This is a genomic window from Planctomicrobium aquicomposti (genome assembly GCF_051466325.1).
Classification (GTDB): domain Bacteria; phylum Planctomycetota; class Planctomycetia; order Planctomycetales; family Planctomycetaceae; genus Planctomicrobium.
The window spans coordinates 509,936-532,384 of record NZ_CP195792.1; the positions used below are offsets into that span (position 1 = coordinate 509,936).

General features: G+C 59.8%; 18 protein-coding genes. 9 read left to right on the forward strand and 9 right to left on the reverse strand.

The window, feature by feature from the left end; all coding sequences use genetic code 11:
• Positions 1 to 65 precede the first annotated feature (65 nt).
• The 3 genes from SH664x_RS01910 to SH664x_RS01920 form a co-directional block, all read right to left on the reverse strand.
• A complete protein-coding gene (locus tag SH664x_RS01910) occupies positions 66 to 806 on the reverse strand; it encodes an ABC transporter ATP-binding protein (RefSeq protein ID WP_437204553.1) in 741 nt (246 codons plus the stop codon).
• A gap of 505 nt (positions 807 to 1,311) precedes the next feature.
• Positions 1,312 to 1,797: a hypothetical protein gene (locus tag SH664x_RS01915; RefSeq protein ID WP_437204555.1), complete on the reverse strand. Its 486-nt coding sequence runs from the start codon at positions 1,795 to 1,797 to the stop codon at positions 1,312 to 1,314.
• 219 nt (positions 1,798 to 2,016) lie between these two features.
• A complete protein-coding gene (locus tag SH664x_RS01920) occupies positions 2,017 to 3,003 on the reverse strand; it encodes a metal ABC transporter solute-binding protein, Zn/Mn family (RefSeq protein WP_437204557.1) in 987 nt (328 codons plus the stop codon).
• Positions 3,004 to 3,256: 253 nt separating this feature from the next.
• Between SH664x_RS01920 and SH664x_RS01925 the strand changes: the two genes are divergently transcribed.
• The 3 genes from SH664x_RS01925 (at position 3,257) to leuC (ending at position 6,749) form a co-directional block, all read left to right on the forward strand.
• Complete coding sequence (locus SH664x_RS01925; RefSeq protein ID WP_437207170.1) at positions 3,257 to 3,712, forward strand: response regulator; 456 nt, start codon at positions 3,257 to 3,259, stop codon at positions 3,710 to 3,712.
• 194 nt (positions 3,713 to 3,906) lie between these two features.
• Positions 3,907 to 5,115, forward strand: a complete 1,209-nt coding sequence (locus tag SH664x_RS01930) for a class I SAM-dependent rRNA methyltransferase (RefSeq protein ID WP_437204559.1) — start codon at positions 3,907 to 3,909, stop codon at positions 5,113 to 5,115.
• 215 nt (positions 5,116 to 5,330) lie between these two features.
• The gene (leuC, locus tag SH664x_RS01935; protein ID WP_437204561.1) at positions 5,331 to 6,749 is read left to right on the forward strand and encodes a 3-isopropylmalate dehydratase large subunit; all 1,419 of its coding nucleotides are present in this window, start codon (positions 5,331 to 5,333) and stop codon (positions 6,747 to 6,749) included.
• A 265-nt stretch (positions 6,750 to 7,014) separates the two neighbouring features.
• Here leuC and SH664x_RS01940 read toward each other — a convergent pair whose 3' ends face one another.
• Both SH664x_RS01940 and SH664x_RS01945 read right to left on the reverse strand, forming a co-directional pair.
• Positions 7,015 to 8,319, reverse strand: a complete 1,305-nt coding sequence (locus SH664x_RS01940) for a tetratricopeptide repeat protein (RefSeq protein ID WP_437204563.1) — start codon at positions 8,317 to 8,319, stop codon at positions 7,015 to 7,017.
• Positions 8,316 to 9,668 carry an AAA family ATPase gene (locus tag SH664x_RS01945; protein ID WP_437204565.1) on the reverse strand — a complete coding sequence of 451 codons (1,353 nt, stop codon included), beginning with the start codon at positions 9,666 to 9,668 and terminating at the stop codon, positions 8,316 to 8,318. Before SH664x_RS01945 ends, SH664x_RS01940 begins: the two co-directional genes overlap by 4 nt.
• A gap of 241 nt (positions 9,669 to 9,909) precedes the next feature.
• Between SH664x_RS01945 and SH664x_RS01950 the strand changes: the two genes are divergently transcribed.
• A complete protein-coding gene (locus SH664x_RS01950; RefSeq protein WP_437204567.1) occupies positions 9,910 to 10,992 on the forward strand; it encodes a metallophosphoesterase in 1,083 nt (360 codons plus the stop codon).
• Between the two features lie 45 nt (positions 10,993 to 11,037).
• Positions 11,038 to 11,655 (forward strand): cysteine hydrolase family protein, encoded by a 618-nt coding sequence (locus SH664x_RS01955; RefSeq protein WP_437204569.1) that lies wholly within the window; start codon positions 11,038 to 11,040, stop codon positions 11,653 to 11,655.
• A gap of 18 nt (positions 11,656 to 11,673) precedes the next feature.
• Here SH664x_RS01955 and SH664x_RS01960 read toward each other — a convergent pair whose 3' ends face one another.
• Both SH664x_RS01960 and SH664x_RS01965 read right to left on the reverse strand, forming a co-directional pair.
• Positions 11,674 to 13,089: a sigma-54-dependent transcriptional regulator gene (locus SH664x_RS01960; protein ID WP_437204571.1), complete on the reverse strand. Its 1,416-nt coding sequence runs from the start codon at positions 13,087 to 13,089 to the stop codon at positions 11,674 to 11,676.
• The gene (locus tag SH664x_RS01965; RefSeq protein ID WP_437204573.1) at positions 13,086 to 14,495 is read right to left on the reverse strand and encodes an ATP-binding protein; all 1,410 of its coding nucleotides are present in this window, start codon (positions 14,493 to 14,495) and stop codon (positions 13,086 to 13,088) included. Before SH664x_RS01965 ends, SH664x_RS01960 begins: the two co-directional genes overlap by 4 nt.
• Before the next feature lie 666 nt (positions 14,496 to 15,161).
• Here SH664x_RS01965 and SH664x_RS01970 point away from each other — a divergent pair.
• The 3 genes from SH664x_RS01970 to SH664x_RS01980 all read left to right on the forward strand — a co-directional run bounded on the left by SH664x_RS01970 (position 15,162) and on the right by SH664x_RS01980 (position 18,420).
• Complete coding sequence (locus tag SH664x_RS01970; protein WP_437204575.1) at positions 15,162 to 16,091, forward strand: alpha/beta hydrolase; 930 nt, start codon at positions 15,162 to 15,164, stop codon at positions 16,089 to 16,091.
• A gap of 496 nt (positions 16,092 to 16,587) precedes the next feature.
• Positions 16,588 to 17,214 carry an adenylate kinase family protein gene (locus tag SH664x_RS01975; protein ID WP_437204577.1) on the forward strand — a complete coding sequence of 209 codons (627 nt, stop codon included), beginning with the start codon at positions 16,588 to 16,590 and terminating at the stop codon, positions 17,212 to 17,214.
• 60 nt (positions 17,215 to 17,274) lie between these two features.
• Positions 17,275 to 18,420: a rhomboid family intramembrane serine protease gene (locus SH664x_RS01980; RefSeq protein WP_437204579.1), complete on the forward strand. Its 1,146-nt coding sequence runs from the start codon at positions 17,275 to 17,277 to the stop codon at positions 18,418 to 18,420.
• Between the two features lie 159 nt (positions 18,421 to 18,579).
• On the opposite strand, the gene SH664x_RS01985 is transcribed toward SH664x_RS01980, so the two are convergent.
• Positions 18,580 to 19,491, reverse strand: coding sequence for a hypothetical protein (locus SH664x_RS01985; protein WP_437204581.1), 912 nt, complete (start codon positions 19,489 to 19,491; stop codon positions 18,580 to 18,582).
• Positions 19,492 to 19,909: 418 nt separating this feature from the next.
• On the opposite strand from SH664x_RS01985, the gene SH664x_RS01990 reads away from it, so the two are divergent.
• Positions 19,910 to 21,970, forward strand: coding sequence for an ABC transporter ATP-binding protein (locus SH664x_RS01990; protein WP_437204583.1), 2,061 nt, complete (start codon positions 19,910 to 19,912; stop codon positions 21,968 to 21,970).
• A gap of 93 nt (positions 21,971 to 22,063) precedes the next feature.
• Here the strand turns inward: SH664x_RS01990 and queF are convergent, their stop codons facing one another.
• Positions 22,064 to 22,423, reverse strand: a complete 360-nt coding sequence (gene queF, locus SH664x_RS01995) for a preQ(1) synthase (RefSeq protein WP_437204585.1) — start codon at positions 22,421 to 22,423, stop codon at positions 22,064 to 22,066.
• Positions 22,424 to 22,449: the final 26 nt, after the last annotated feature.

Sequence of the window (22,449 nt, forward strand, 5' to 3'; positions counted from 1 at the left end):
AGTTGGTGGGGTGTTCGGGTTTGCTGTGGAGGGAGGGGGGCTCCCGCCGGGAGGGGAGGGCGGGGCTATGCCGCTCCGCCAGTCAACTTTCGGAACTGGGCTTCGATATCCTGCGCGGGTCCCCGCATCTCTTCGACACTGCCGTCGAGCACGATGCGGCCGCGATTGATCAGAATCACACGGCTGCAGACTGCCTCCACTTCCGTCAGGATGTGGGTGGAAAGCAGAATCGTTTTCGACTGCCCCAGTTCCAGAATCAGGTCGCGAACCTGGAAGGTCTGGTTCGGGTCGAGTCCGCTGGTCGGTTCGTCGAGAATCAGCACCTTGGGATCATGCAGCAGCGCCTGAGCCATGCCGACCCGCTGGCGATATCCGCGCGACAGCTTGCCGATCTGTTTGTTCCAGACGTCGGCCAGTGAGCACTTCTTCGCCACGTAGTCGAGCCGCTCCGACAGGCGGCTGCGCGACAGGCCGCGTGCTTCGCCTAGGTATTTGAGAATCCCCTGCGGGGTCATTTCGTTGTAGAGCGGTCCGTTCTCGGGAAGATAACCGATCAATTCGCTGGCCTTGAGGCGGTCGGTCGACATGTCGAAGCCGCCGATTCGCGCAATGCCCTCACTGGGAGAGAGGAATCCGGTCAGCAGTTTCATCGTCGTTGATTTTCCGGCGCCGTTGGGACCGAGAAACGCGGCCACCTGTCCCATCGGCACGGTAAATGTCACGTCTTTCGTGGCGATAAAGGGTCCGTAATATTTGCTCAGCCCCTGGGCTTCGATCATCGGGGCCTGTCCTGGACGCTGCGACATCGGTGTGAATCTTCCTCCTTCCCGGCATGACCTTCATGCGGATCTCAGCGTGTGAAATATCATCGTGTGGCGCACTGTCCGGGCAGGCTTTCCCGGGCCGGATTTGGTTTTCAGGCCGTTCCACCTGAACCGGCAGAAGATGTTGCCGTCAGACTGGAAGAGTCTCCTCCGGCGACAACATTTCAGCTCCAGGTGCCCCGGCTGAAGACTCTGGGGGCTCTTCGGCCTGCTGGCAGCATAGGGCCGCCTCGCCACCTTGTGATAATGAAAATTTTTTTCGGTTCATGCGTCAAGTCAAGCTGACGGTTCAACGCACGCTGCTTACCCTCGCTCGGCAGACCGATTTTTGCAAGCCTCCCCACGCGGATTCGTCGAGATCACGACACGCTGCACGCAAATTTCCAAGAGGCGATCTGGCGCCGGTCTGAAGCGGAAGTCGCAGGGATCGAGAGGATGAAGCCGAAACGAGGCGCGGGCCCTTGTCGCTGAGGGTGGGGAGCGTCGCTCAGCGTGAATAGACAGCACGGAGCCGCTGGAGAATCGCCTGTTCCAGATCGGGATCGCGTCCCAGCGGGACCCACGTGGAGGGGGTCGTCTGGCCGACGACGGCGTCGAGGTCCCGTTCCAGCGGCGTACTCTCGGAGAACGTCGCGCCGCCGCGGGAGTTGCCCGCGATCCCGGGAAGGTCTTCGACCTCTTTGTAAGCTGTGACGCTGACGAGATAGCCGTTGTACTGGTCGTTGGGCTGCAGGCTGACCTGCACAATGCGGCGAATTGACTGCAACGTCGATTCCAGCCGGTTCTCGCAGCCGACCGAATCCCAGTGCCATGGTTCCAGGAGACTGGCGCCGGTCTTGGGGACCGTTTCGATCACGCGTCCCAGCCGGTTCTCGACTGCGATCTCGAAGTTGAAGTCATGCAGCACATCAATAGCCCGTTCCCAGACGATTTCCTCATTGGAAGTCGAAACCAGCAACGGGTTCGAAACCATTGGGAGGGCGTTCCGCGATCCCCTGCCCGGAAGAGCGCATCCGAGCGCAGCGCAAATCAGGAGTGCAGCGAGGATCCGTAAGGAAGACACGGGAAGGGTAACGCTGAGGTTGAGACGGGGCGGGGGGAAGGGTGGGGGAGTGTCTCAGGAAAGTCGAAACACTGCAAGATCAGCGTAAGATGTGTTGTGTGAGTGTGTTGCGTTGTTTTGGCGGTGGCGTCATTTGACGGTGGAGCCGAGTTGGCCGTTCAGACCCTTCTCGGGAGCCTTGCCCCCGAGCGCCCGGACGATGGTCGTGACGTTGTGGTCGAGCATCCCCACGTAGGTCCCTTCGTAGGTGTCGGGCTGGCCCATCGAGTCGGAGTAGAGGGTTCCTCCTTCACGGACTTCCCAACCTTTGTGGCGGGCCCCTTCCATGACTGCTTTGAGATTGGCGGAATTGACGGTCGCTTCCACGAACAGCGCCGGCACCTTCTTTTCGACGAGAAAGTCGACCAGATTCTGGATGTCCTTGACCCCTGCTTCGGAGTCGGTGGTGATCCCCTGCACCGAGCGTTCTTCGATGTCGTAAGCCCGGGAGAAATAGCCGAAGGCATCGTGAGCGGTCACCAGATAACGGCTCTCCTTCGGAATACTGGCGATGGCTGTGCGGGCGTAATTGTCGAGTCCCTGCAGCGTTTCACCATACGCTTTGGCGTTGGCCGCGAACTCGGCAGCGAGCTGCGGTTCCTTTTCGGACAACACACTCACCACGTGATCCAGGCATTTCGCCCACGTTCCCGCATCGTTCCAGACATGCGGGTCCGGGTGGCCTTCGAATTCCGCAGGAAAGCGCAGGGACTCTTGCGGCAGCTTCGCCGTGACCGCCTCGACCACCTTGCCGTTGGATTTGGCTTTTTCAAATGCAGTCTGCATCCGGCCTTCCAGCATCAATCCGGAGTAGAACACCAGATCCGCTTTCAGCAGCTCTCCCATATCCTGAGCAGTGGGTCGGTAGAGATGAGGATCGACCCCTTCCCCCATCAGGCTGGTGACCTGGGCGTGAGAGCCTGCCACATGGCTAACCAGATCTTTGACCATGGCGGTCGTGGTGACGATCTTCAGGGGGGGAGAGGCGGACGGAGTTGACTCCGCCGGAGGCGTTGAGCGGGGACAACCACACAAAAACAGACAGAGCAGCCCCAACAGCCCCGGAAAACGCAGCACGGCCCTTCTCCTCTTTCCATCAGCAACCGGACATGGAACGCGGGTCCGCATGCGGTATTGCCTCATCTTCAAGCGTTGTCGGAGAATACAGCGGACCGGGGCTGATCGTCAAACACCGGGAACGCTCTGTCTCGGAAAGAAAATGCCCGGGAATCGCCGGAAGAGATTCTTTCCCCAAGCTCCGACTTTCATTAGAATTGCGGCTTGGTAACCCCTGTGCAGATATCTGCTGATCAAGGCTGTGGCGCGACGTATGGACTCACTCGATATCCCGACTGGGCGAATTCTGATCGCCGATGACAACGAACAGAACCGTGAACTGCTCGAAGCCTATCTCAGCGACGAGGGACACGAGATCCTGATGGCGGCCGATGGTCAGCAGACCGTCGATGTCGCCCTGCGTGAACTCCCGGATCTGGTTCTGCTCGACATCATGATGCCCAAGCTGAGCGGTTACGAAGTCTGTGCCCAGCTGAAAAGTCATGAGCAAACGCGTCGCATTCCGGTGCTGATGGTGACGGCGCTGAAGGAAATGGGGGACATCGAGAAGGCTGTGGAAGCCGGCGCCGATGACTTCCTGACCAAGCCAGTCCATCGGCTGGAACTGAAAACCCGCGTCCGGTCGCTGCTGCGGGTCCGGCACCTGATGAATGAACGGGACCGGCTGCTGGCGTATGTCGCTGAAGTCGATTCGGCCAATTCGCGTTAAGCTCAGGGGCCCGGTCGTTCCCCTCTCTCCCGCCCCCGAGAGTCTCCCATTGTGTTGTCGAGCCCGTGGCGGCTCTTCGACTGTCGAAGTTTCCATTTTGCCGTCCGGATCGCGTTCTCCACCCGCTGCTGAATGGAGTGGGCTGGACGTCTGCGGTGCGATCCCCCGGCGTTATTTCTCTGAAGTCAATCACTATGTCTGCCACCGCAGCCCCGACCGGAATTGTTACGCTTCGTCCCCGCAAGGCACTCCCGTTCTTCAGCAGACATCCCTGGGTCTTCACCGGGGCGATTGGAAAAGTCTCCGGCATGCCGGATGTCGGTGAAGAAGTCATCGTGCGGACCCATGAAGGACAGTTCATCGCCAAGGGATTGTTCAATCCCAACAGCAATATCCGCGTTCGTCTTTACACGTGGGATGAAGCCCAGCCGCTGGATGCCACGTTCTGGCAGCAGCGGGTGGAATCGGCGATTCGCTGGCGGCAAAAGCTGTTCGCTCATGATCCCGCACTGCAGGCCTGTCGGCTGGTCTTCAGTGAGTCGGATGGCCTGTCCGGTCTGGTTCTCGATCGCTTCGGAGACTGGATTGTGGCCCAGTTCACGAGTGCTGCGCTGGCGAAATTTCGCGATGTCATTCTGGATGCGGTGCAGAATCTCCTGCAGCCCGCGGGCATCTGGCTGCGGACGGAACGGGGGATCAAGGAACAGGAAGGGCTCGATATCGAAGATGGTCTGTTGCGGGGGAATGCTCCCCCGTCCGCTCAGATCATTGAAGAGAACGACCTGAAGTTCGAAGTCGACCTGCAGGCGGGTCAGAAGACTGGATTCTATTTCGACCAGCGCGAAAACCGGGCCCTGATGGCGAAGTACGCTCGCGGGGGACGGACCCTCGACGTCTGCTGCTACTCCGGCGCCTTTGCTCTCGCGGCGGCCAAAGCGGGAAATCCGGATGTCGTGGCGGTCGACTCGTCGCAGTCAGCGCTGGAGCTGGCGCAGCGGAATGCAGAGCTGAACGGCCTGACCGGTCGAATCACCTGGCAATGCGAAGACGGCTTTGACTTTCTGGAGGCTCAGGCGGCAGCGGGAGAGAAGTATCAGACGATCGTGCTCGATCCCCCCAAGCTGGCCCGGACCCGCAGCGGTCTGGAGCGGGCACTCAAAGCCTATGTGCGGATGAATCGGCTGGCGATGCAGGTTCTGGAGCCGGATGGAATTCTGATCACCTGCAGCTGCTCCGGGCATGTTTCCCGGGAAGATTTTGAACAGGTCATCGCGCGGGCGAGTCTCGATGCCGGTCGCCGGGTGCAGATTCTCGAACAGCGGGGACAGGCGGTCGATCACCCCGTCTCCGCCTACTGCCTGGAAACCTCGTATTTGAAGTGCTTTGTTTGCCGCGTGCTCTGAGTGGTCTATGTTGGAATAGAGCGGTTATTTCCGTTTTGCCCCTTGGCGTGGGGCATTTGCGACAGGCCGCTGCTCCGTTTTGAGGAGTCACGAGGGGGGATTGATGGACAATTCCCCTTCCGGAACATGATAATTGAGAATTCCCGGTTCCGCCTGGCAGGCACGCGCCATCCCGGTTGGCTGAACTCTAGAACGTTGAAACTGGATTGAAGAAGATGAGTGACAAGCGCAATCTGTTTAACAAAATCTGGGATCTGCACACGGTCGGCACGCTCCCGTCGGGACAGACACAGCTGTTTATTGGTCTCCATCTGATTCATGAAGTGACCAGTCCGCAGGCGTTTGAAATGCTGCGGGACCGGAACCTGACGGTCATGCATCCGGAACGGACCCTGGCGACCGTCGATCACATTGTGCCGACCGACATTCAGGCCCGTCCGTTTCAGGATGGTCTGGCCGAAGAGATGATGTCGGCGATCGAAAAGAACTGCCGCGAGTTCGGCATCACACTGCTGGATCTCAAAGACAATCGGCAGGGCATTGTCCATGCCGTCGGTCCCGAGCAGGGGTTGACGCAGCCCGGCCTGACGATCGCCTGCGGCGACAGCCACACCTCCACGCACGGCGCGTTCGGGACGATCGCTTTCGGGATTGGCACCTCGCAGGTCGCCTTTGTGCTGGCGACGCAGACACTGGCCATGAACCGACCCAAAGTTCGCCGCGTGGTGGTGAACGGGCAGCTGGCTCCCGGCGTTTTCGCCAAAGACGTGGCGCTCTACATCATCCGCAAGCTCGGAGTGAAGGGGGGCATCGGTTACGCGTATGAGTTTGCCGGTGAAGTGTTCGACCGGATGTCGATGGAAGAACGCATGACCGTCTGCAACATGAGCATCGAAGGGGGAGCACGCTGCGGCTACTGCAACCCGGACCAGACCACCATCGATTACCTGCGGGGTCGTCCGTTCGCGCCACAGGGGGCCGACTTCGAGAAGGCGAGCAAGTGGTGGCTGACGCTCGCTTCCGCTCCCGATGCCCAGTGGGATGATGAAGTCATCTTCGATGCCGCCGACATCGAACCGACCGTGACCTGGGGAATCAATCCCGGCCAGTCCGTCGGCATTGGCGAGAACATTCCCGCCGTCGATGAGTTCCCCAGCGATGAACAGGCTGGCGTCAAAGAAGCTCTGGAATTCATGGAGCTCTCGGCAGGTCAGTCCATGAATGGCGTGAAGATTGACGTGGCGTTCATCGGCTCCTGTACGAACGGTCGCATCTCCGATCTGCGGGAAGCGGCCGAGATCGCCCGTGGTCGGCATGTCGCCCCGGGCGTGAAGGCGCTGGTCGTCCCCGGTTCGCAGCTGATCGCCAAGCAGGCGGTCTCGGAAGGTCTCGACAAGATCTTCACGGAAGCCGGCTTCGAATGGCGGCAGGCCGGCTGCTCGATGTGTCTGGCGATGAACCCGGACAAGCTCAAGGGACGCGAGATCTGTGCCTCGTCATCGAACCGGAACTTCAAGGGTCGGCAGGGGAGTCCGATGGGACGAACCCTGCTGATGAGCCCCGCGATGGTGGCCGCCGCCGCGATTGAAGGTCATGTGACCGACGTTCGTGATCACCACGCAGCTCTGGTCTAAGCAGGTTGCTCTGTCCAGTCCCCGCGCAGCCGTCGGTTCGTCTGATGAAGGCTGACATCCGCGTGGTGATGACGAGGCAAACAAGAGTCAAAATGCATTGAGCAGACGTGCTGCACATTGATCGACGGGAGCCCGGGACAATTTCCGGGCTCTTTTCGTTTTCATGCCAGCGCTCGTCCCTTGAGAGTGGTGGAAGGGGCCCGCAAGACAAGTCGCGACTGAGCCCACGGACCCTTCGCGCCAGCTCGGTCTGAGCCCCTGTCGCTTATCGTTCCGGAGTTTTGCTCACCATGGAGTTGGCCAGCAGCTGCATCCCGATGATTCCCGGGATGAACAGCATTGGCGTGTAGCGCCAGGGAGCGGCTTTCATATCCACCGGGATGCCCGGAAGAAAACTTGCGATGAACCAGGCCGCGAAGGGCAAGAGTCCGATCAGGGCGAGCGCGCCGCACCCGGCGGCCAGCGTCCAACGGGGATATCCCGCCTCACAACGCAAAATGGCTGACGAGGGAAGGAGCAGCAGGCCGAGGTTGACTGTTCCCCAGATCAGCAGCAACCGCATTCCGGGGTCTGTCTCGAGGAGAAAGGTGGAGGTGAGCAGCAGCAGAATCAGGCCGAACACGCTCCCGACGAAAATGGCGTTGAGGCGTTCAAGCTTCGACAGCGTGATCCGGCCCAGGCGGTCGGTCAACAGCAACAGATCCAGCAGCGGGCTCCCCAGCCAGCTGACCAGTACAAAGGCGCCATACAGCAGCAGAAGTGGAATCACCACCGGGGCGATCGCGGGATACGTTTTGGCCAAGGCCGCGAGCAGACGCTGCAGCACGTAGGCCCCGATAATAATCCCCGTCTGTGTTCGCGGAGAGAGCCGCGCCATCATGAAGAAGTAGCGGAGCAGCACCCGATAGATGATGTTTTTGGATTTGAGTGCTTCGACAACTCCCTGCTTCGCCCAGTCGGAATTGGGATCGAGACGCAGCGATTCCTTGAAGTGCTCCAGCGCGGCATCCCGCTGGCCCGCTTCCAGCAAAGCCCAGCCCTGATTGGCGTGCGTCAGGGCATCTTCCGGATCGCGGGCCAGAGCCGCTCCCAAAGTCTGTCCCGCTTCCGCCCGCCGTCCGAGCTTGGTCAACGCCAGTGCTCGGAGATTATTGCAGGTCACATCATGCGGATCGATCTCCAGTCCTTTGTTGCTGGCGTCGAGAGCCCCTTGCCAGTCCGAGGCTTCGATCCGGAGTTCCGCCCGCTGACTCCAGGCCTGTTCGGAGAAAGGATCGAGTTCAAGAGCCCGATCGACGATCTGGGCCGCCGCTTTGAATTTTCTCCGTTCAATCAATACGGCGCCGAGCGCCCGGCAGGAAAGGGCGTCATCGGGATCGAGTCCGATGGCTGTGCGGGCTTCGGATTCCGCGTCGTCGTACCGCTTCTGCGCGAGCAGCGCATAGGCCAGCAGGCTGTGGTACGTGGCGTTCTGGCTGTCGCTGGCCAGGGCGCGACGCAATTCCCCTTCCGCCATCTGGAAACGGCCCTGAGTCAGCAGCAGATGTGCCCGGCGAATCGTGTCGTTCATTGGATCTTCAGATAGCGGAGGATGTCGTCGTAGAGCCCACTCTGATTGGAATACAGAGCATAGTTGCGTGCGCTGGCGAACCAGTCGCGAGTTGAGGGTTTGACCGCCTTCACGGCTGCCAGCAGGTCTTTGGTGCTGATCGGCTGCGGGACGCCGGCGCGCAGCGCTTCCTGCAGCTTGCCTTCAATGGCGACGTCGACCACTGCCTTCAGGTCGGCACCGGAAAAGCCCTCGGTTTTCTTTGCCAGCTGAACAAAGTCCGGGCGGTCCAGCGGTTTGTTGAGGCAGAGGATCCGCAGGATTTCCGCCCGTGAATCCTGATCGGGAGGGGGAACAAAGATGATCCGGTCGAACCGGCCAGGTCGTCGAAAGGCTCCGTCCAGCTGCCAGGGGGCATTGGTGGCTGCGAGCACAAGCACCCCGTCGTTCTGCGACTCGATTCCATCCAATTCAGCGAGGAACTGATTGACGAGTTGCCGTCCGCCGCTGTGTTTCATGTCGGACCGGCTGCTGCCCAGTGCGTCCACTTCATCGAAGAACAGGACGCACGGTTTCGCGCGGCGGGCCTGCTCGAAGAGCTCGTGCAGGTTCTTTTCACTGTTGCCGATGAACATGTCGAGCACATCGTTGATGCCGATCGACAAAAACGCGGACTTGATCTCCCCCGCAGTGGCACGGGCCAGATGGGTTTTGCCGCAACCGGGAGGACCGTACAGCAGAATCCCACCGCCGATCGTCTTGCCGTAGGCGGCATACAACTGCGGATGTTGCAGGGGATGAATAATCTTCAGTCGAATCTGTTCTTTGACCGACTCCATCCCGCCGACAGCGGCGAAGTCGATCTTCGGACGTTCAATCTCATGCTCGTCCGGATCGACGGGAGCCTCCCAGGCTGCGCGGGCGAGCCCATCCGCTTCGTCCGCTTCCTGAAAAACAGCCGGAGTCAGATCGACCCCCAGACGTTCGGCGAGGCTCGTATCGGCTGCTTCGGGCGACTGTTCCACACCGCGCCGATACATGCTGGCTCCCTTCGTCACGTCCCCGGTGTCGGCGAGGAGCCGTGCATAAAGGATGAAGACTCGCCCATCGGAAGGTGCCGCTTTGACCAGATCCTCGACGACCACGAGCGCGTGCGACGTTCGTCCCTGCTGGGCGTAGACCTCTGCCAGTCCCAGCTTCAGTTCCGCATTCTGGGGATGACTGGCGAGCGCGGACCGGTATTCGGTTTCCGCTTCCTGATAGCGGCCGAGACTGGCGAGTGTCGCCGCGAGATGCTGTCGCAGAGGAAGATTGTCGGGCGAGATTATGATGGCTGCCCGCAGTGCATTGACGGTTTCATTGCCGTTCATGTGACCCTCTTGAGATAAGCAATCGCAGCCCAGGCAGAAGGCCCTCAAGAGCGAGTCTAACCGATTTTATTCCGCGGGCCATCGATTGCTTCGGCAAACTTCCGTTTGACATTTGCGACTTCAATGCGTCAAACTTTTCGGGCTGCACGCGGTTCAGCGCGCGGTCGTTTATCGTTGATCCGGTGCTGCCGGATCTTCAGGGACTTGATTCTACACGCTATGGGTAGCAGAAGGGCTTGGAATGTTGCAGTTTGATCGGCGGCAGTTTCTGAAAACAGGTATGGCTCTGACGATCGGCGGCGGGTTGCCACTGACCCTGTGGAAGCCGCTCGCAGCCGCGCCGGCGGACCCGTACGCCGAGGCGGTCTTCGTTGACGGTGAACCCCCTCCCATCGCACACGGTGCGTCGACCATTGTGGTCCTGCCCGATACGCAGAAATATGAAAAATTCCCCGAGGGCTTTCTGTCGCAGACGGACTGGATCGCCCGCAACGCCAAGGATCGGAATATCGCCTGTGTGCTCCATCTGGGAGATATCACCGATAACAACCGGAAAGAGCAGTGGGAACTGGCGGTCAAGGCGATGGGGACGCTGGATGGGAAGGTCCCCTACTTCTTTGTGAACGGCAACCACGACTATAGTGAAGACGGCAACTGTGTCGATCGGACAACGCAGCTGAACACGTACTTCCCGGTTTCCAAGTTCTCCGGTTTGCCGACTTTCGGTGGGGTTTATGACAAAGAACCCGATCGCATGGAAAACAGTTATCACCTCTTTTCGGCCGGAGGTCGCGATTATCTGGTGCTCGCGCTGGAGTTCGGCCCCCGCAAGGACGTTGTCCGCTGGGCCAACGAGGTTGTTGCCAGGTACCCGCAGCGGGGAGTGATTCTGATCACTCACGCCTACATGTTTCATGACGACACCCGTTACGGCTGGGAACGGTACGGGACAAAGCAGCGCTGGAACCCCCATTCCTACGGAGTGGCCAAAGCCAGCGGCGACGATGTCTGCGACGGCGACGAGTTGTGGGACCAGCTGCTTTCGAAGCACGAAAACTTTCTGTTCACCCTGAACGGTCATGTTCTGGGGGATGGACTGGGACGACTCTCTTCGGTCACTCCGGGGGGGCGGGCGGTCGAACAGATGCTTGTGAACTTTCAACACCTTCCGAGCGGAGGAGATGGCTGGTTGCGGCTGATCGAAATCAGTCCCGATGGAAAGCAGGCCAAGGTGCTGGACTATTCACCTACCCGTCAGCAGCGGAATGAAAGCGCGCAGAACAAGTTCGAGTTCGAGCTCGCACCTGTTGGCGGCAAGTCGTAAGGGGAGGGGGCTTGATCCCCGGACGATCTCTGCTCTCATGGAGTGATGTCCCGCATCAGCCGAGATCATGTGCATCGTCCGGACGATCAGTCCTGTGTGGCGCTCCTGTTAATCGATGTGATTAATGATCTGGAGTTTCCGGAAGGGGAGCAGCTGTTGCGGTCGGCATTGCCGATGGCCAAACGCATTGCGGAGTTGAAACGCCGCGCCGTGGCCGCCGACGTCCCGGTGATTTACTGCAATGATAACTTCGGGCAGTGGCGATCGGATTTTCAGGCACAGGTGGATCACTGCCTGCATGATGGGGTGCGGGGTGAGCCGATCACAAAACAGCTCCAGCCGCAGTCCTCGGATTACTTCATTCTGAAGCCGAAACATTCCGGCTTTCATTGCACTCCTCTCAGTCTGCTGCTGGAATCGCTGCAGGCGGAGACGCTGGTGCTGACGGGGCTGGCAGGGAATATCTGTGTCCTGTTTACAGCGCACGATGCTTACATGAGAAACTTCCGGATTTATGTTCCGGCGGACTGCGTGGCATCGAATACTCCGGAAGAAAATGAGGCCGCCCTGCAGCAGATGCAGAAGATTGTGAAGGCGGATATCCGGAACTCGACGGAGATCGATTTCGACAAGCTGCTCTTGGGGTCCGAGCCGTCACGCTGAGGCTGTGTAATCGGGCTTTCAGTCCCCGCTGTCGGGTTCTGCCAGCCCATGCTTTCGCAGGCGCTTGCGGAGTGTCTCGCGATGCAGCCCCAGCAGATCAGCCGCCGCTTTTCGACTCCCACCGGCAGCTTCAAGTGCAGCGGTGAGAATCGGGGGTTCGAAAGCGTCGAGGAAACGCTCGTAGAGGGTGCTGCTGACGTCGGAGGGGTTCACGAGCGGCAACTGCTGATGGGCCCATGTTTTCAGCTGGGGAAGAATAGAGGCGGCATTGCCCATCCGGTCGTCGGGGCGAGGTGTCCCCGTCGCGGGGAAACAGTCCGGAGTAATCAGCCCCCCTCGGCAGACAATCGCTGCGTGCTGCACGGCACTTCGTAACTCCCGCACATTGCCGGGCCATGGACGGGATGTCAGGGCCTGCAGGGCTTCGCTGGAGAACTCCAGCTCCCGATCTCCGGAAGACTGCTTCAGAAAGCGTTCCGCCAGCGCCCGGATGTCTTCAGGTCGTTCACGTAATGGGGGAATGCGGATCTGGAAGACGCTGAGTCGATAATACAGGTCTTCCCGGAAGCGACCGACGCTGACCAAATCGGGGAGTGAACGGTGTGTGGCGGCGATCAGGCGAAACTGCGATGCCTCCGCCTCGTTACTGCCAACCGGCACGACTTTGCGGTCGTCCAGCACGCGGAGGAGTTTGACCTGCTGCAGCAGCGGAATATCACCAATTTCATCGAAGAAGGCCGTGCCTCCATCAGCTTCCACCAGCAGTCCCTGCCGGCTGCGCTCGGCTCCGGTAAACGCCCCTTTGACGTGGCCGAACAGTTCGCTTTCCAGCACCGTTTCGTTGAGGGCCGGAACGCAGATCGGCACAAACTTGCCTGCCTCGCGACCGCTGTAACGGTGAATCGCACGGGCGATCAATTCTTTGCCGACCCCGCTTTCCCCGGTGATCAGGACCGGCACGTCAAGTTGGGCCACGAGGGCCACCTGCCGGAAGACTTCCTGCATGCCGCGTGACACACCGACGATCTCACCAGTGGGTGACTCGGATTGTGCAGTCGGTGCCACCTTTGCTGTGCGGCTGGCGAGTGCCCGACTGACCAGCTGGACGGCGTCCTCCAGATCGAATGGCTTCGGCAGATAGTCGAACGCTCCTTCACCCAGGGCATCGACTGCCAGATCCAGACTTCCAAACGCTGTCATCAGCACGACGGGAGTCTGCCGCCGGGTTTCCCGCAGCTGCTTGAGTGCCGAGAGGCCATTCATTCCGGGCAGGCGATAGTCGAGCAGAATGGCGTCGGGCTCGAAGCGTTCGATCTCCGAGAGAGCAGATTCGGCAGTGGAGGCGATACAGACCTCGTGCCCCTGGTCACTGAGTGCCTGGTCAAAGGCCCAGCAGATGGCTGGTTCATCATCAATCACCAGAATGCGACTCATGACTTTTTCAGATCTTGCAAAGACTCGCCGGAGGGGGCCGACGCTTCGGGTCGCGGACTGTCATTCCGACAGGTCAGGCGAAACAGGGAATAACCCTGCCTTCGTTCGTACTCAATCTTTCCATGATGATCATCGGCCGCCTGCTTCACCAGTGCCAGCCCCAGTCCCATGCCGTCATGCTTCGTCGTGTAGAAAGGATCAAAGATCGCGGAGCGAATTTCCTCCGGCACTCCAGGACCATCGTCACTGACTTCGATGATCACCGCTTCCCCTGTGCGGCTGAGAATGAATTGGACGGTCCCACCGGTGCCGGTGGCCTCAATGCCGTTCAAACCGAGATTCAGAAGGGCAGCCCGCATCTGATCGGAATCTTCGACGACCGCACCTTCCGTACTGCCGCTTAACTGCAACCGGATCTGACGATGGTCACAGACCGGTCGGAGCAGCAGCAGCACCTCATTCGCCAATGAGTCGAGTACTCCCGGATTTCTCGGACGATGCTCATCGCGAATCAGCGCCACCAGCCCCCGGATCTGCTCTTCCGTCAAGGTCAACTGCCGCAGCGCGACGTCAAGGCTCTCGTCGTCGGGGAGGTGACAGCGGCGACGATGCAATTGCACAGCCAGGCGGGCTCCGGTTAACGCATTCCTCAGCTGGTGGGCGATCCCTCCAGCCAACTGGCGGACCAGATGACCCCGCTCGGTATTTCGGATCTGTTCGGCCATGCGGGTGAGGTCGAGGCTCATCCGATTGACGGAGGTCGTCAGATCACGCAGCTCGTCATCCCGCCGCGGCAACGGGATTTCTCCGAACTGGCCGGCGGCGACCTGCGCCACGTGTCGTTCGATCGCCTGGATTCGTTGTCCCATGCGCTGGGCGACGTAGATGACCGCCAGCGCAGTCAGCAGCAACGATGTTGAGCCGACCACAAAGGGGCGAAGCAGGGCGCTGCGGCGGTCCGCTTCCACTCGTTCCGCCGGAGAGAGAATCAGGATGAGCGAGGTGGGGGCATGCTGAAGGCGGGAGACTGACCGTACCAGAAATTGACGATCCTGCAGATCGACCAGTGGTGATTCGGGCCCGGCCGGCAAGGTCGGGATCTGCGCGAGCTGTTCGGCCAGGGCTGGCTCCGAAGTCGTGCTCAGAGTGCTGAACTCCAGTTGCCGGGAATCGTTGAGCATCACGAACTCGGCGCCGGAAAGTCCCCGCAGTTGCTCCAGAACCGGTTGGGTCAAGGGGAACTGCGCAGCCTGAATCGTTTGTGCCAGTTCATCGATCCGGCGTTGGACGTCCCGTTCGTGCAGGCGGAGCGACCACCATGCTGACAGCGACGACAGCCCCAGCACGACCGTCAGCTGAATGGCGATCAACGGCAGCAGGATCTGATTGCGAATCGGCCAGCGCATGAACAGTCATCGTGCAGGGGACCGGGGCGATAAAATCGACGGCTTGCCGAAACCTTCGTCGCCGGTGAGGGCACAAGTCTCAGGGCATCGGGCAGAGACGAAGGGGGTCAAGTCACGCACGGGCCGGTGAATTTCTTGTTGAAGTGCGGCCGAAACCGGGTTCCGCACAAAAACGGGAGAGGAACACTGCTCGTGGTATGCCAATTGCCTTTCTGCCCCGAGAAGGGTGAAATCCCCTCCATCGTGACGCAAAGCCCTGGCCGGGGCAACCAGTCGCAGCGATCTCCCAACACGTTGTGCGGACCCCGGCCATCTTCTTTATCTACGGGTTTGTGGACGATTGCCCGCCGCGGGCCCAATCCCCGTGGTGTCTGTTCAACGGCAGGGGAGAGGGCAGGGACTTTGCTTTTGAATGGCGCAGACTTCTGGCGATCGTGGGAGCCCCGGACGACCTTTCGGACCGGCCTGCGGAAGGAACAGTTGATCGTCTCTGCCGACGCTGACGTTCACGCCGACGGATCGAGAGCGGTCGCGGAAACGGGCTGGGGCTGCGGACTCGCCAATTGATTCCTCGTGCGAGCGGTTCTAGACTGGAGTCTGCGAATTCCCGCCTGGCCCCGGCCGGGAAGGGATCGTTTTCCACCTCGATTGAAGTAAGGGCCCGCTATGCGTCTGCGAACCTGCCAGTCTCTTGCGATTTGCTGGATGGTCTGCTGCTCGACCACCCTCTTGGCTCAGCAGGAGTCGCGGCATGAGGTGCTTCGCTCGGCAACGGATGGAACTCCGATTCATATCACCTATTACCCGGTGAATCCGACGGACACGGTGGCGGGGGCGAATGGTGCTCCGGTGGTGATTCTGCTCCATTCCCGGGATGAGCAGCGGCTCAACTGGGATAAAAGTTCGTCGAGTGGGGCGAATCCCCCGTTTCCCGAGAAGCTGGCCCAATCGGGCTACGCGGTCATCACTGTCGACCTGCGAAAGCATGGCGAGAGTGTCATTAAAGGACGCGAGGAACCGCCGGGACCGCTCGATTACGAACAGATGGTGCTCGGAGATCTGGTGGCGGTCAAGAAGTTCATTTACGACGAGCATCAGGCCCAGCGGCTGAACATGAACAAGATCGGGATTATCGGCGTAGGGATGAGCGTCCCGGTCGCGACCGCATTTGCCGAGTTCGACTGGAAGCAGGTTCCCTTCGACGATGCCCCGACTCCCGAGGGCCGTACGCCCCGGGGCCAGGATGTGCGGGCGCTGGTGCTGATTTCACCGGAAGCAAATGTTGCCAAAGTGAATGCGTCGAAGTCGCTGATCTATCTGCGCAATCCCAACTTCCGCATCGCCCTGATGATTGTGGCCGGATCTGGTGATTCTGCGAGTCAAAAGACTGCCGAGCAGTTGAACAAGGTTTTTACCGCCACGAACCGGGGGGCGACCCGAATTGAACTGCTGACTCCGGATTCCAAAGATCGCGGGATTGCCCTGATGCGGAAAGACTCTCGCTTTGCGTACTCACCGATCCTCAAATTCCTGGACACGAACCTGAAGGCTGTGGACAGTCCCTGGCGCGACCGGAAAAGTCGGTTGGAGGATTAAGCTGCCTGGCGGATGTCGCTTCGGTAACCGTGGTCGTTTTCCGGCGACAGTGACATTTTAGAGCGTCTTCCGTGCGGAGTGCCGCCTCTGATCCGGTTGGAGTGAAGGGATTGCGTCCGGGCGAGCCGAGCCCCGGAGGAAGGGGCTGGCGGACAGACCTGGCACGCTGCGGGTTGATGAAATCGGCCTCAGTGGTGCTCCTTCCCTGGCCAGGAGCATCAGCAGGAAGAGAGCAACGCGTTTTCGCATCACGGTTTTCGGATGGATATTCCCCCGTCCTTCTGAGAAAATCGATACAGTCGGGCAGATCGACCGGCGAGGAGCGCGGCGAATTCCGATGAACGAGAACATTTCAGGCTGTGGTGGCATGCTCCCGCGGCAATTTTCTATTGGAAATCTTTCCAACCCCTGAACGTTTTGTCGCCGGTCTCTGATGAGGTCAGCCGCCAGCACCCATGGCAGGCAGTGTGCGGCCCTTGAACGGAAAGTATTTGAGATGGGCAAGTCCTGTTACCCCTATCCTGCAGCGTTGATTTTCGGTGTGCCCGGCGCCGGGAAAGGGACCCAGGGAGACATCCTCACGAAGATTCCCGGATTCTTTCACCTCTCCAGCGGCATGATTTTCCGTAAACTCGATCCGCATACTCCGGAAGGGCGGACGGTGAAAGAATTTAGTGTGCGAGGGGAACTGGCTCCGGACGATGTCACGATCCGGGTGTTTCTGAACTGGCTGGAAGCCCACCGGGCTGTTGGTAACTTCCGTCCCCGCGAAGACTTGCTGCTGCTGGACGGAATTCCCCGGAACGTGCAGCAGTGTAAAATGCTCGAACCTTACATCGACGTGAAGGCGTTGCTGCATCTCGTATGCCACGACGAAGAAGCGATGATCGAGCGGATTCGTCGGCGGGCAGCGTTAGAAAATAGGATCGATGACGCCAGTGAGACGGTGACTCGTCGTCGCTTCGAGGTCTATCATCGTGAAACGGCTCCGGTGCTCAATTATTATTCGTCGACCGTTGTGCATGAAATTGAGTCGACGGGGATTCACGCAGAAGTTTTAATCGAGTGTCTGAAATATCTCGTTCCGGTGTTAAAGGAAAACTTTCCCCGAGTGAACTGCTGAGAGGGCTCTTCATCGGTTCACCGAGCTGAGGGGCTCGCTCTCCCTTGATCGGTGGCGCCTATGATTCTGATCCCTTATAACACCGATGCGCCGATCTATTATCGACCCTTCGGGACGATCGGACTGATCCTCGCCAATATCGCCGTTTATGTGCTCACGATTTGTCGCCCGGAGGCGTTCGATTCGTGGGCATTATTTTATGGTGAGGGCTTGACGCCCGTTGCGTGGGTGACTTCGAATTTTGTCCATGCGGACCTGTGGCACCTGGTGGGGAATATGGTGTTCCTGTGGGGCTTCGGGCTCATTGTTGAAGGCAAGGTGGGCTGGTTCCGCTTTCTGGTGATTTATCTGCTGATCGGGGCTGGTGAGTGCTTCACGGAGCAGTTGCTCTTTCTGAACGGCGAGGGAGCTTCGTTCGGCGCCTCGGCGATTATCTTCGGATTAATGGTGATCTCTCTGCTCTGGGCTCCCAAGAACGAACTGTCGATGATTTACCAGTTCCTCGTTTGGGCCGGCTCAGTGGATCTCTCCGTGGTGCTCTATTCGGGATTAATGCTGGCCTACTCCGCTGTGATCGTCTGTCTGACCTGGGACATTGGGAGTGAATTGCTGCACCTGTTTGGGGCGGCCATCGGACTGGCGATTGGTCTGGTGATGCTGCGCCGGAACTGGGTCGATTGCGAGGGCTGGGACCTGCTGTCGATCATGGCGGGAAAACCGCCGGGGACTCGGCAGGTGCAACCGGTCGTCCGTGCGAAGTCGCGCCGTAAAGTAAAACCGATTTCGGCTGAAGTCAGTGTGCCCAAGCTGGCGCCCGGCGCCCGATTCTCAGAACTTCTTCGCGCTGGCAAGTCGCGGGCAGCGCTGGCGGAACTGACGCAGATTCGGCACCTCCTCCCGCAGTGGAACCCGAGCGAGGATGAGCTTTTCACGCTGGCGCGCGGGCTGCGGAAGCTGAGGGAGTGGACCGGTGCCGTTCAGATTTATCGCGAACTCCTGCAACGGAAGCCGGGTCTGAGCCCTGCGCGGCTCGACGCTGCCGAGATCTTGGCGGTCGTGTTGAAGCGTCCGGCAGCCGCACGCAAGCTGCTCGTCGGATGCCGGGCAGAGGACCTGAATCAGAAGCAGGTCGACCGGCTGGGGGAGGTCGAGAAACGAATCCAGTTTCTGCTCGACAGTGGCGTCATTGAACTCGAAGCCAATTAGGGGAGTTTGACTTTGATTGCCCCGGCCTCGCCACGCGGATGTCTGGAATTCACCCATCAGGACGCTCGCTGCGCGGGCACTGGAAAGGGCGCCCTGCTCGAGAGCATTCCGGGATTGTTGAATCTCGCAACATAAGGAGCCGGACCTCGTGAATCTGTCTCATTTCTGCTGGTCGAAGTTGAGCTCCTGCAGATAGGCTGCGGCGGCGTCACACAGCACGTCCCGAAACATGCGTTCCGGATCGTTGAAGATAGCGATCGCAATTTTCTGATCGACTGCCCGCGTCGCGAGAAGATTCAGCAGCGGCTCCTCCGGTGTGTAGCGTTCCATATAGACGAGTCGATTTCCTTCCCCCTTCACGTGCAGCAGACGTTCGAAATACTGCAGGGCGAGACTTTGATCGCGGGCCAGGACGGCGCCCTGGACAGCGACCCGCAGCTGCTTCCATTCTGCGGGAGACAGCTCCTGCTTCCAGATCATCGTCTGACGATGGAGAGCATTGATCTGGCTGCGGGCCGCCGCTTCGAGATTCAGTTCGATCAAGGGGGTGAGGCTGCGCGTGTACGTCAATAGTTCCTTCTCGCTGACGGAATGCTGGGCCATCACTTTTTCCAGAAACAGCTGTGAGGCATGGAGCAGCCGTTGTTGCCGCTTGAGGGCATCTCCCTTCAGGCCAATCTCAGCCAGCTGCTGATGAACGTCGTCAAGCTGGCTGAGATAAGCCTGGACGGTTTGGCTCACTTCAGGAGACAGCGGAGCGCCGGTGTGCGCATCGAGCAGCATAAAGACTGCGACCGGGATGTGAGCGAAGGTTTTGTAGGTGTCAAACTCCGGCGTGCCGATTGATGCAGCGGTATGAATGCCGTTGTGGACCAGTATCAGCTGGCCGTCGCGCAGCAGGATGATGGGACCGCCGGTCTGCAGATCGTGTGCGTTAGCCGTCGCATGGGCTGTCATGAACGAGCGGTTCAGGTCGACCATGGCGGAGCGGGCGGCGTCGGTTGGTTCGCCTCCGCAGGCGTTGGCGGCAACACTCAGAAGCAAAACCCAGGTGATGGCGTGACGCTGCATGATCCTGACTCCTCAGGGGAACACAACCGCGGGAGGACTCCGTGAAATGCGAGGAATGCCTCGGGCTCCGGAGGGAGATGCTAGCATTCTTCGCCTCTGTCGGTGAGAGAAAAACCTCGCTCCGGGCCGACTTGTTTCTCGGGAACAATGCGGGGGAAGCCGGAATATTGCGGTGCCTTGATTTCAGGTGCAACCTCCAGTGCTTAGAGGACTTGTGGCAGAGAACCGGGATTCGTCTGGACAGGATCTGCCGAACGGGGTCAAATTCCGCCACAAATCATTCCTGGCGTGAGCATTTCGGAGCGGAATGCCCACGCGGAGAGATGTGTGCGTGGCCCCGCCGGGGAGGCACGTGCCGTCCGCCAGACGGGATGACCGCACGACTTCTGGAATCGCTCTCAACGTCACGGATCGACTGATGGACAGCTTTCACAGGCTTATCCCCTATATCTGGCCTTACCGGAAACGGCTGGTTCTCTCCACCGTGATCGGGGTGCTGATTGCCGTGCTGTGGGGAGCGAACATCACGGTCGCCTTTCCCATCGTCAAACTGTTGCTGGAAGGTCAGAACCTCCACGCTTATGTGGATCAGACCATTTCCGATGCGACCGCCAAGGAACAGGAACTGACCGAGCGTCTGCAGCGGATCGACTCCGAGCTGGAAGCGATGGATCGGGCCGGTATTGCCCATACGGACCCCAAGTACGTGAAAGAGCTGCGGGATCGGGCGGTCTGCAACGGCAAGATCACCGCGCAGCAGAACACACAGTCCCAGTTCGGCTGGCTGCGCGCCTATGTCATGCCGCTGGTGCCTCACAACGAATTCCAGGCGTTCTCGTGGCTGCTGGTGCTGGTGCTGGCTGCGACGGCGCTCAAAGGGGCTTTCATCTTCCTGCAGGATGTCCTGATCGGCTACGTGGCGGAATCCACCGTGATGGGACTCCGCAAGGATATGCTGCGACACACGCTCGAACTGGATTACCAGTCGTTGTCGCTGGAGGGGCCGAGTGCGTTGCTCTCGCGCTTCACCTATGATGCCGAACAGCTGTCGGAAGGGATTTCGATGCTGGGGGGCCGGCTGATTCGCGAGCCGCTCAAGTGCATCGCCTGTATGATCGGCGCGTTGATGGTGAACTGGCGGCTGACACTCCTCTCGCTGGTCTTTATCCCTTTGCTGGGGCTGTTTCTGGCCTACATGGGAAAGATGCTGAAGCGTGCCAGCCGTCGCATGATGGACAGCATGTCCCAGATCTATAAGGTGCTCGAAGAAACCTTCCACAGCCTCAAAGTGGTCGTTGGCTTCCACACCAGTGAACATCATCGTCGTCTGTTTGATGACCAGTACCGCAGCTACTTCAACAAGGCAATGCGGGTGGTGCGTGTCGACGGGGCGGCCAAGCCGCTGCTCGAACTCCTCGGGCTGCTGGCCATGTTCGTGGCACTGATCCCGGGCGCGTATCTCGTGCTGCAGGCGAAGACGGAAATCTGGGGGATTCGGCTGACAGCCGATCCGATGAGCGCTGCCGAGCTGGCATTGGTGTACGCGATGCTCGCGGGGATGCTCGATCCCTGCCGTCGGCTCTCTTCCGGGTTTTCCCGGTTGAAGAAATCAGCCGCCGCCATTGATCGCATCTTCCAGTTGATGGATCAGGAAAGCCTGATTACCGATCCTCCGGAATCGAAGCCGTTCCCGCGTCATGCCGAGTCCATCGAACTCCGCGATATTTCGTTCCGCTATGCCAGCCGTGACCCGCGCGCCCAGCGTGGTCTGGCGCTCGAGCATGTCGACCTCACGTTCCAGCATGGTGATGTGGTCGCCATCGTCGGCCAGAACGGCTGCGGCAAATCGACGCTGGTCAATCTGCTCCCCCGGTATTACGACCCGGATGCCGGTGAGATTCTCATCGATGGCCGCTCGCTGAAGGAGATTCCGCTCGCCGAGCTGCGCAAACAGGTCGGCATCGTGGGCCAGGAGACGATCCTGTTCGACGGCACGATTCTCGACAACGTGCGCTACGGTTCCGAGCACGCCACCCGTGAAGAGGTGATGGATGCCTGCCGCCAGGCCCACATCGACGGACTGCTCCAGTCCCTGCCCCAAGGGCTCGATACCCCCATTGGCGACAAAGGGAAGGACCTCTCCGGCGGGCAGCGTCAGCGCATCGCCCTGGCGCGGGTGATCCTCCGAAACCCCTCGATTCTGATTCTGGACGAGGCGACTTCCGCAGCCGATGCCGAGAGCGAAAACCTCATCCATCAGACCCTGAAGGGTTTTGTGAAAGGCCGGACCACGTTCCTGATCTCACACACAATTTCCCAGAGCCTGCTCGACTTCATCACCCGGATCGTGGTGATGGAACAGGGCCGGGTGGTGGCGATGGGGAACCATGACGAGCTGCTGCGGACCTGTCCGCTGTACCACCGTCTGTATACATCCCCGTCGCGCACCCTCAGCACCGTGAAAGCCCGCGCGGCCTGAAGGGATCTGTCCGCGGAAGAATCCCCGCCGACTGAAGCCGAGTAGGTGCACCTGTCAGCTGCGAAATTGCCCACGCGACGCGCGTCGGCGGCGCTACTTCTTGTCGGGATACTCGACGATCACCGTCGTCCGGATTCCGCCGCGGGGAGTGAAGGCGGCTTCAATCTTCATCCAGCGGGGCTGTGTGGCGGCGACCAGATCATCGAGGATGGTGTTCGTTACACGCTCGTAGAAGGCGCCGTGATTGCGGTATTGCTGCAGGTACAGCTTCAAGGATTTCAGCTCGAAGCAGAGCTGATCCGGGATATAGGAAATCGTCAGCGTACCAAAGTCGGGCTGGCCGGTTTTGGGGCACAGCGAGGTGAATTCGGGACAGACGGTATCAATGGTGTAGTTGCGGGCTGGAAACGGGTTCTCAAAGGTTTCCAGCAACTCGCGGGTCGGTTCTGACATCGCTCTGATCGGATCTTTACGCAATA

Excerpts from the sequence above, each read along its gene's own strand:
- SH664x_RS01910 (WP_437204553.1), bottom strand. The coding sequence starts at position 806 with ATGTCGCAGCGTCCAGGACAGGCCCCGATGATCGAAGCCCAGGGGCTG.
- SH664x_RS01915 (WP_437204555.1), bottom strand. The coding sequence starts at position 1,797 with ATGGTTTCGAACCCGTTGCTGGTTTCGACTTCCAATGAGGAAATCGTC.
- SH664x_RS01925 (WP_437207170.1), top strand. The coding sequence starts at position 3,257 with ATGGACTCACTCGATATCCCGACTGGGCGAATTCTGATCGCCGATGAC.
- SH664x_RS01930 (WP_437204559.1), top strand. The coding sequence starts at position 3,907 with ATGTCTGCCACCGCAGCCCCGACCGGAATTGTTACGCTTCGTCCCCGC.
- leuC (WP_437204561.1), top strand. The coding sequence starts at position 5,331 with ATGAGTGACAAGCGCAATCTGTTTAACAAAATCTGGGATCTGCACACG.
- SH664x_RS01940 (WP_437204563.1), bottom strand. The coding sequence starts at position 8,319 with ATGAACGACACGATTCGCCGGGCACATCTGCTGCTGACTCAGGGCCGT.
- SH664x_RS01945 (WP_437204565.1), bottom strand. The coding sequence starts at position 9,668 with ATGAACGGCAATGAAACCGTCAATGCACTGCGGGCAGCCATCATAATC.
- SH664x_RS01950 (WP_437204567.1), top strand. The coding sequence starts at position 9,910 with ATGTTGCAGTTTGATCGGCGGCAGTTTCTGAAAACAGGTATGGCTCTG.
- SH664x_RS01955 (WP_437204569.1), top strand. The coding sequence starts at position 11,038 with ATGTCCCGCATCAGCCGAGATCATGTGCATCGTCCGGACGATCAGTCC.
- SH664x_RS01960 (WP_437204571.1), bottom strand. The coding sequence starts at position 13,089 with ATGAGTCGCATTCTGGTGATTGATGATGAACCAGCCATCTGCTGGGCC.
- SH664x_RS01965 (WP_437204573.1), bottom strand. The coding sequence starts at position 14,495 with ATGCGCTGGCCGATTCGCAATCAGATCCTGCTGCCGTTGATCGCCATT.
- SH664x_RS01970 (WP_437204575.1), top strand. The coding sequence starts at position 15,162 with ATGCGTCTGCGAACCTGCCAGTCTCTTGCGATTTGCTGGATGGTCTGC.
- SH664x_RS01975 (WP_437204577.1), top strand. The coding sequence starts at position 16,588 with ATGGGCAAGTCCTGTTACCCCTATCCTGCAGCGTTGATTTTCGGTGTG.
- SH664x_RS01980 (WP_437204579.1), top strand. The coding sequence starts at position 17,275 with ATGATTCTGATCCCTTATAACACCGATGCGCCGATCTATTATCGACCC.
- SH664x_RS01985 (WP_437204581.1), bottom strand. The coding sequence starts at position 19,491 with ATGCAGCGTCACGCCATCACCTGGGTTTTGCTTCTGAGTGTTGCCGCC.
- SH664x_RS01990 (WP_437204583.1), top strand. The coding sequence starts at position 19,910 with ATGGACAGCTTTCACAGGCTTATCCCCTATATCTGGCCTTACCGGAAA.
- queF (WP_437204585.1), bottom strand. The coding sequence starts at position 22,423 with ATGTCAGAACCGACCCGCGAGTTGCTGGAAACCTTTGAGAACCCGTTT.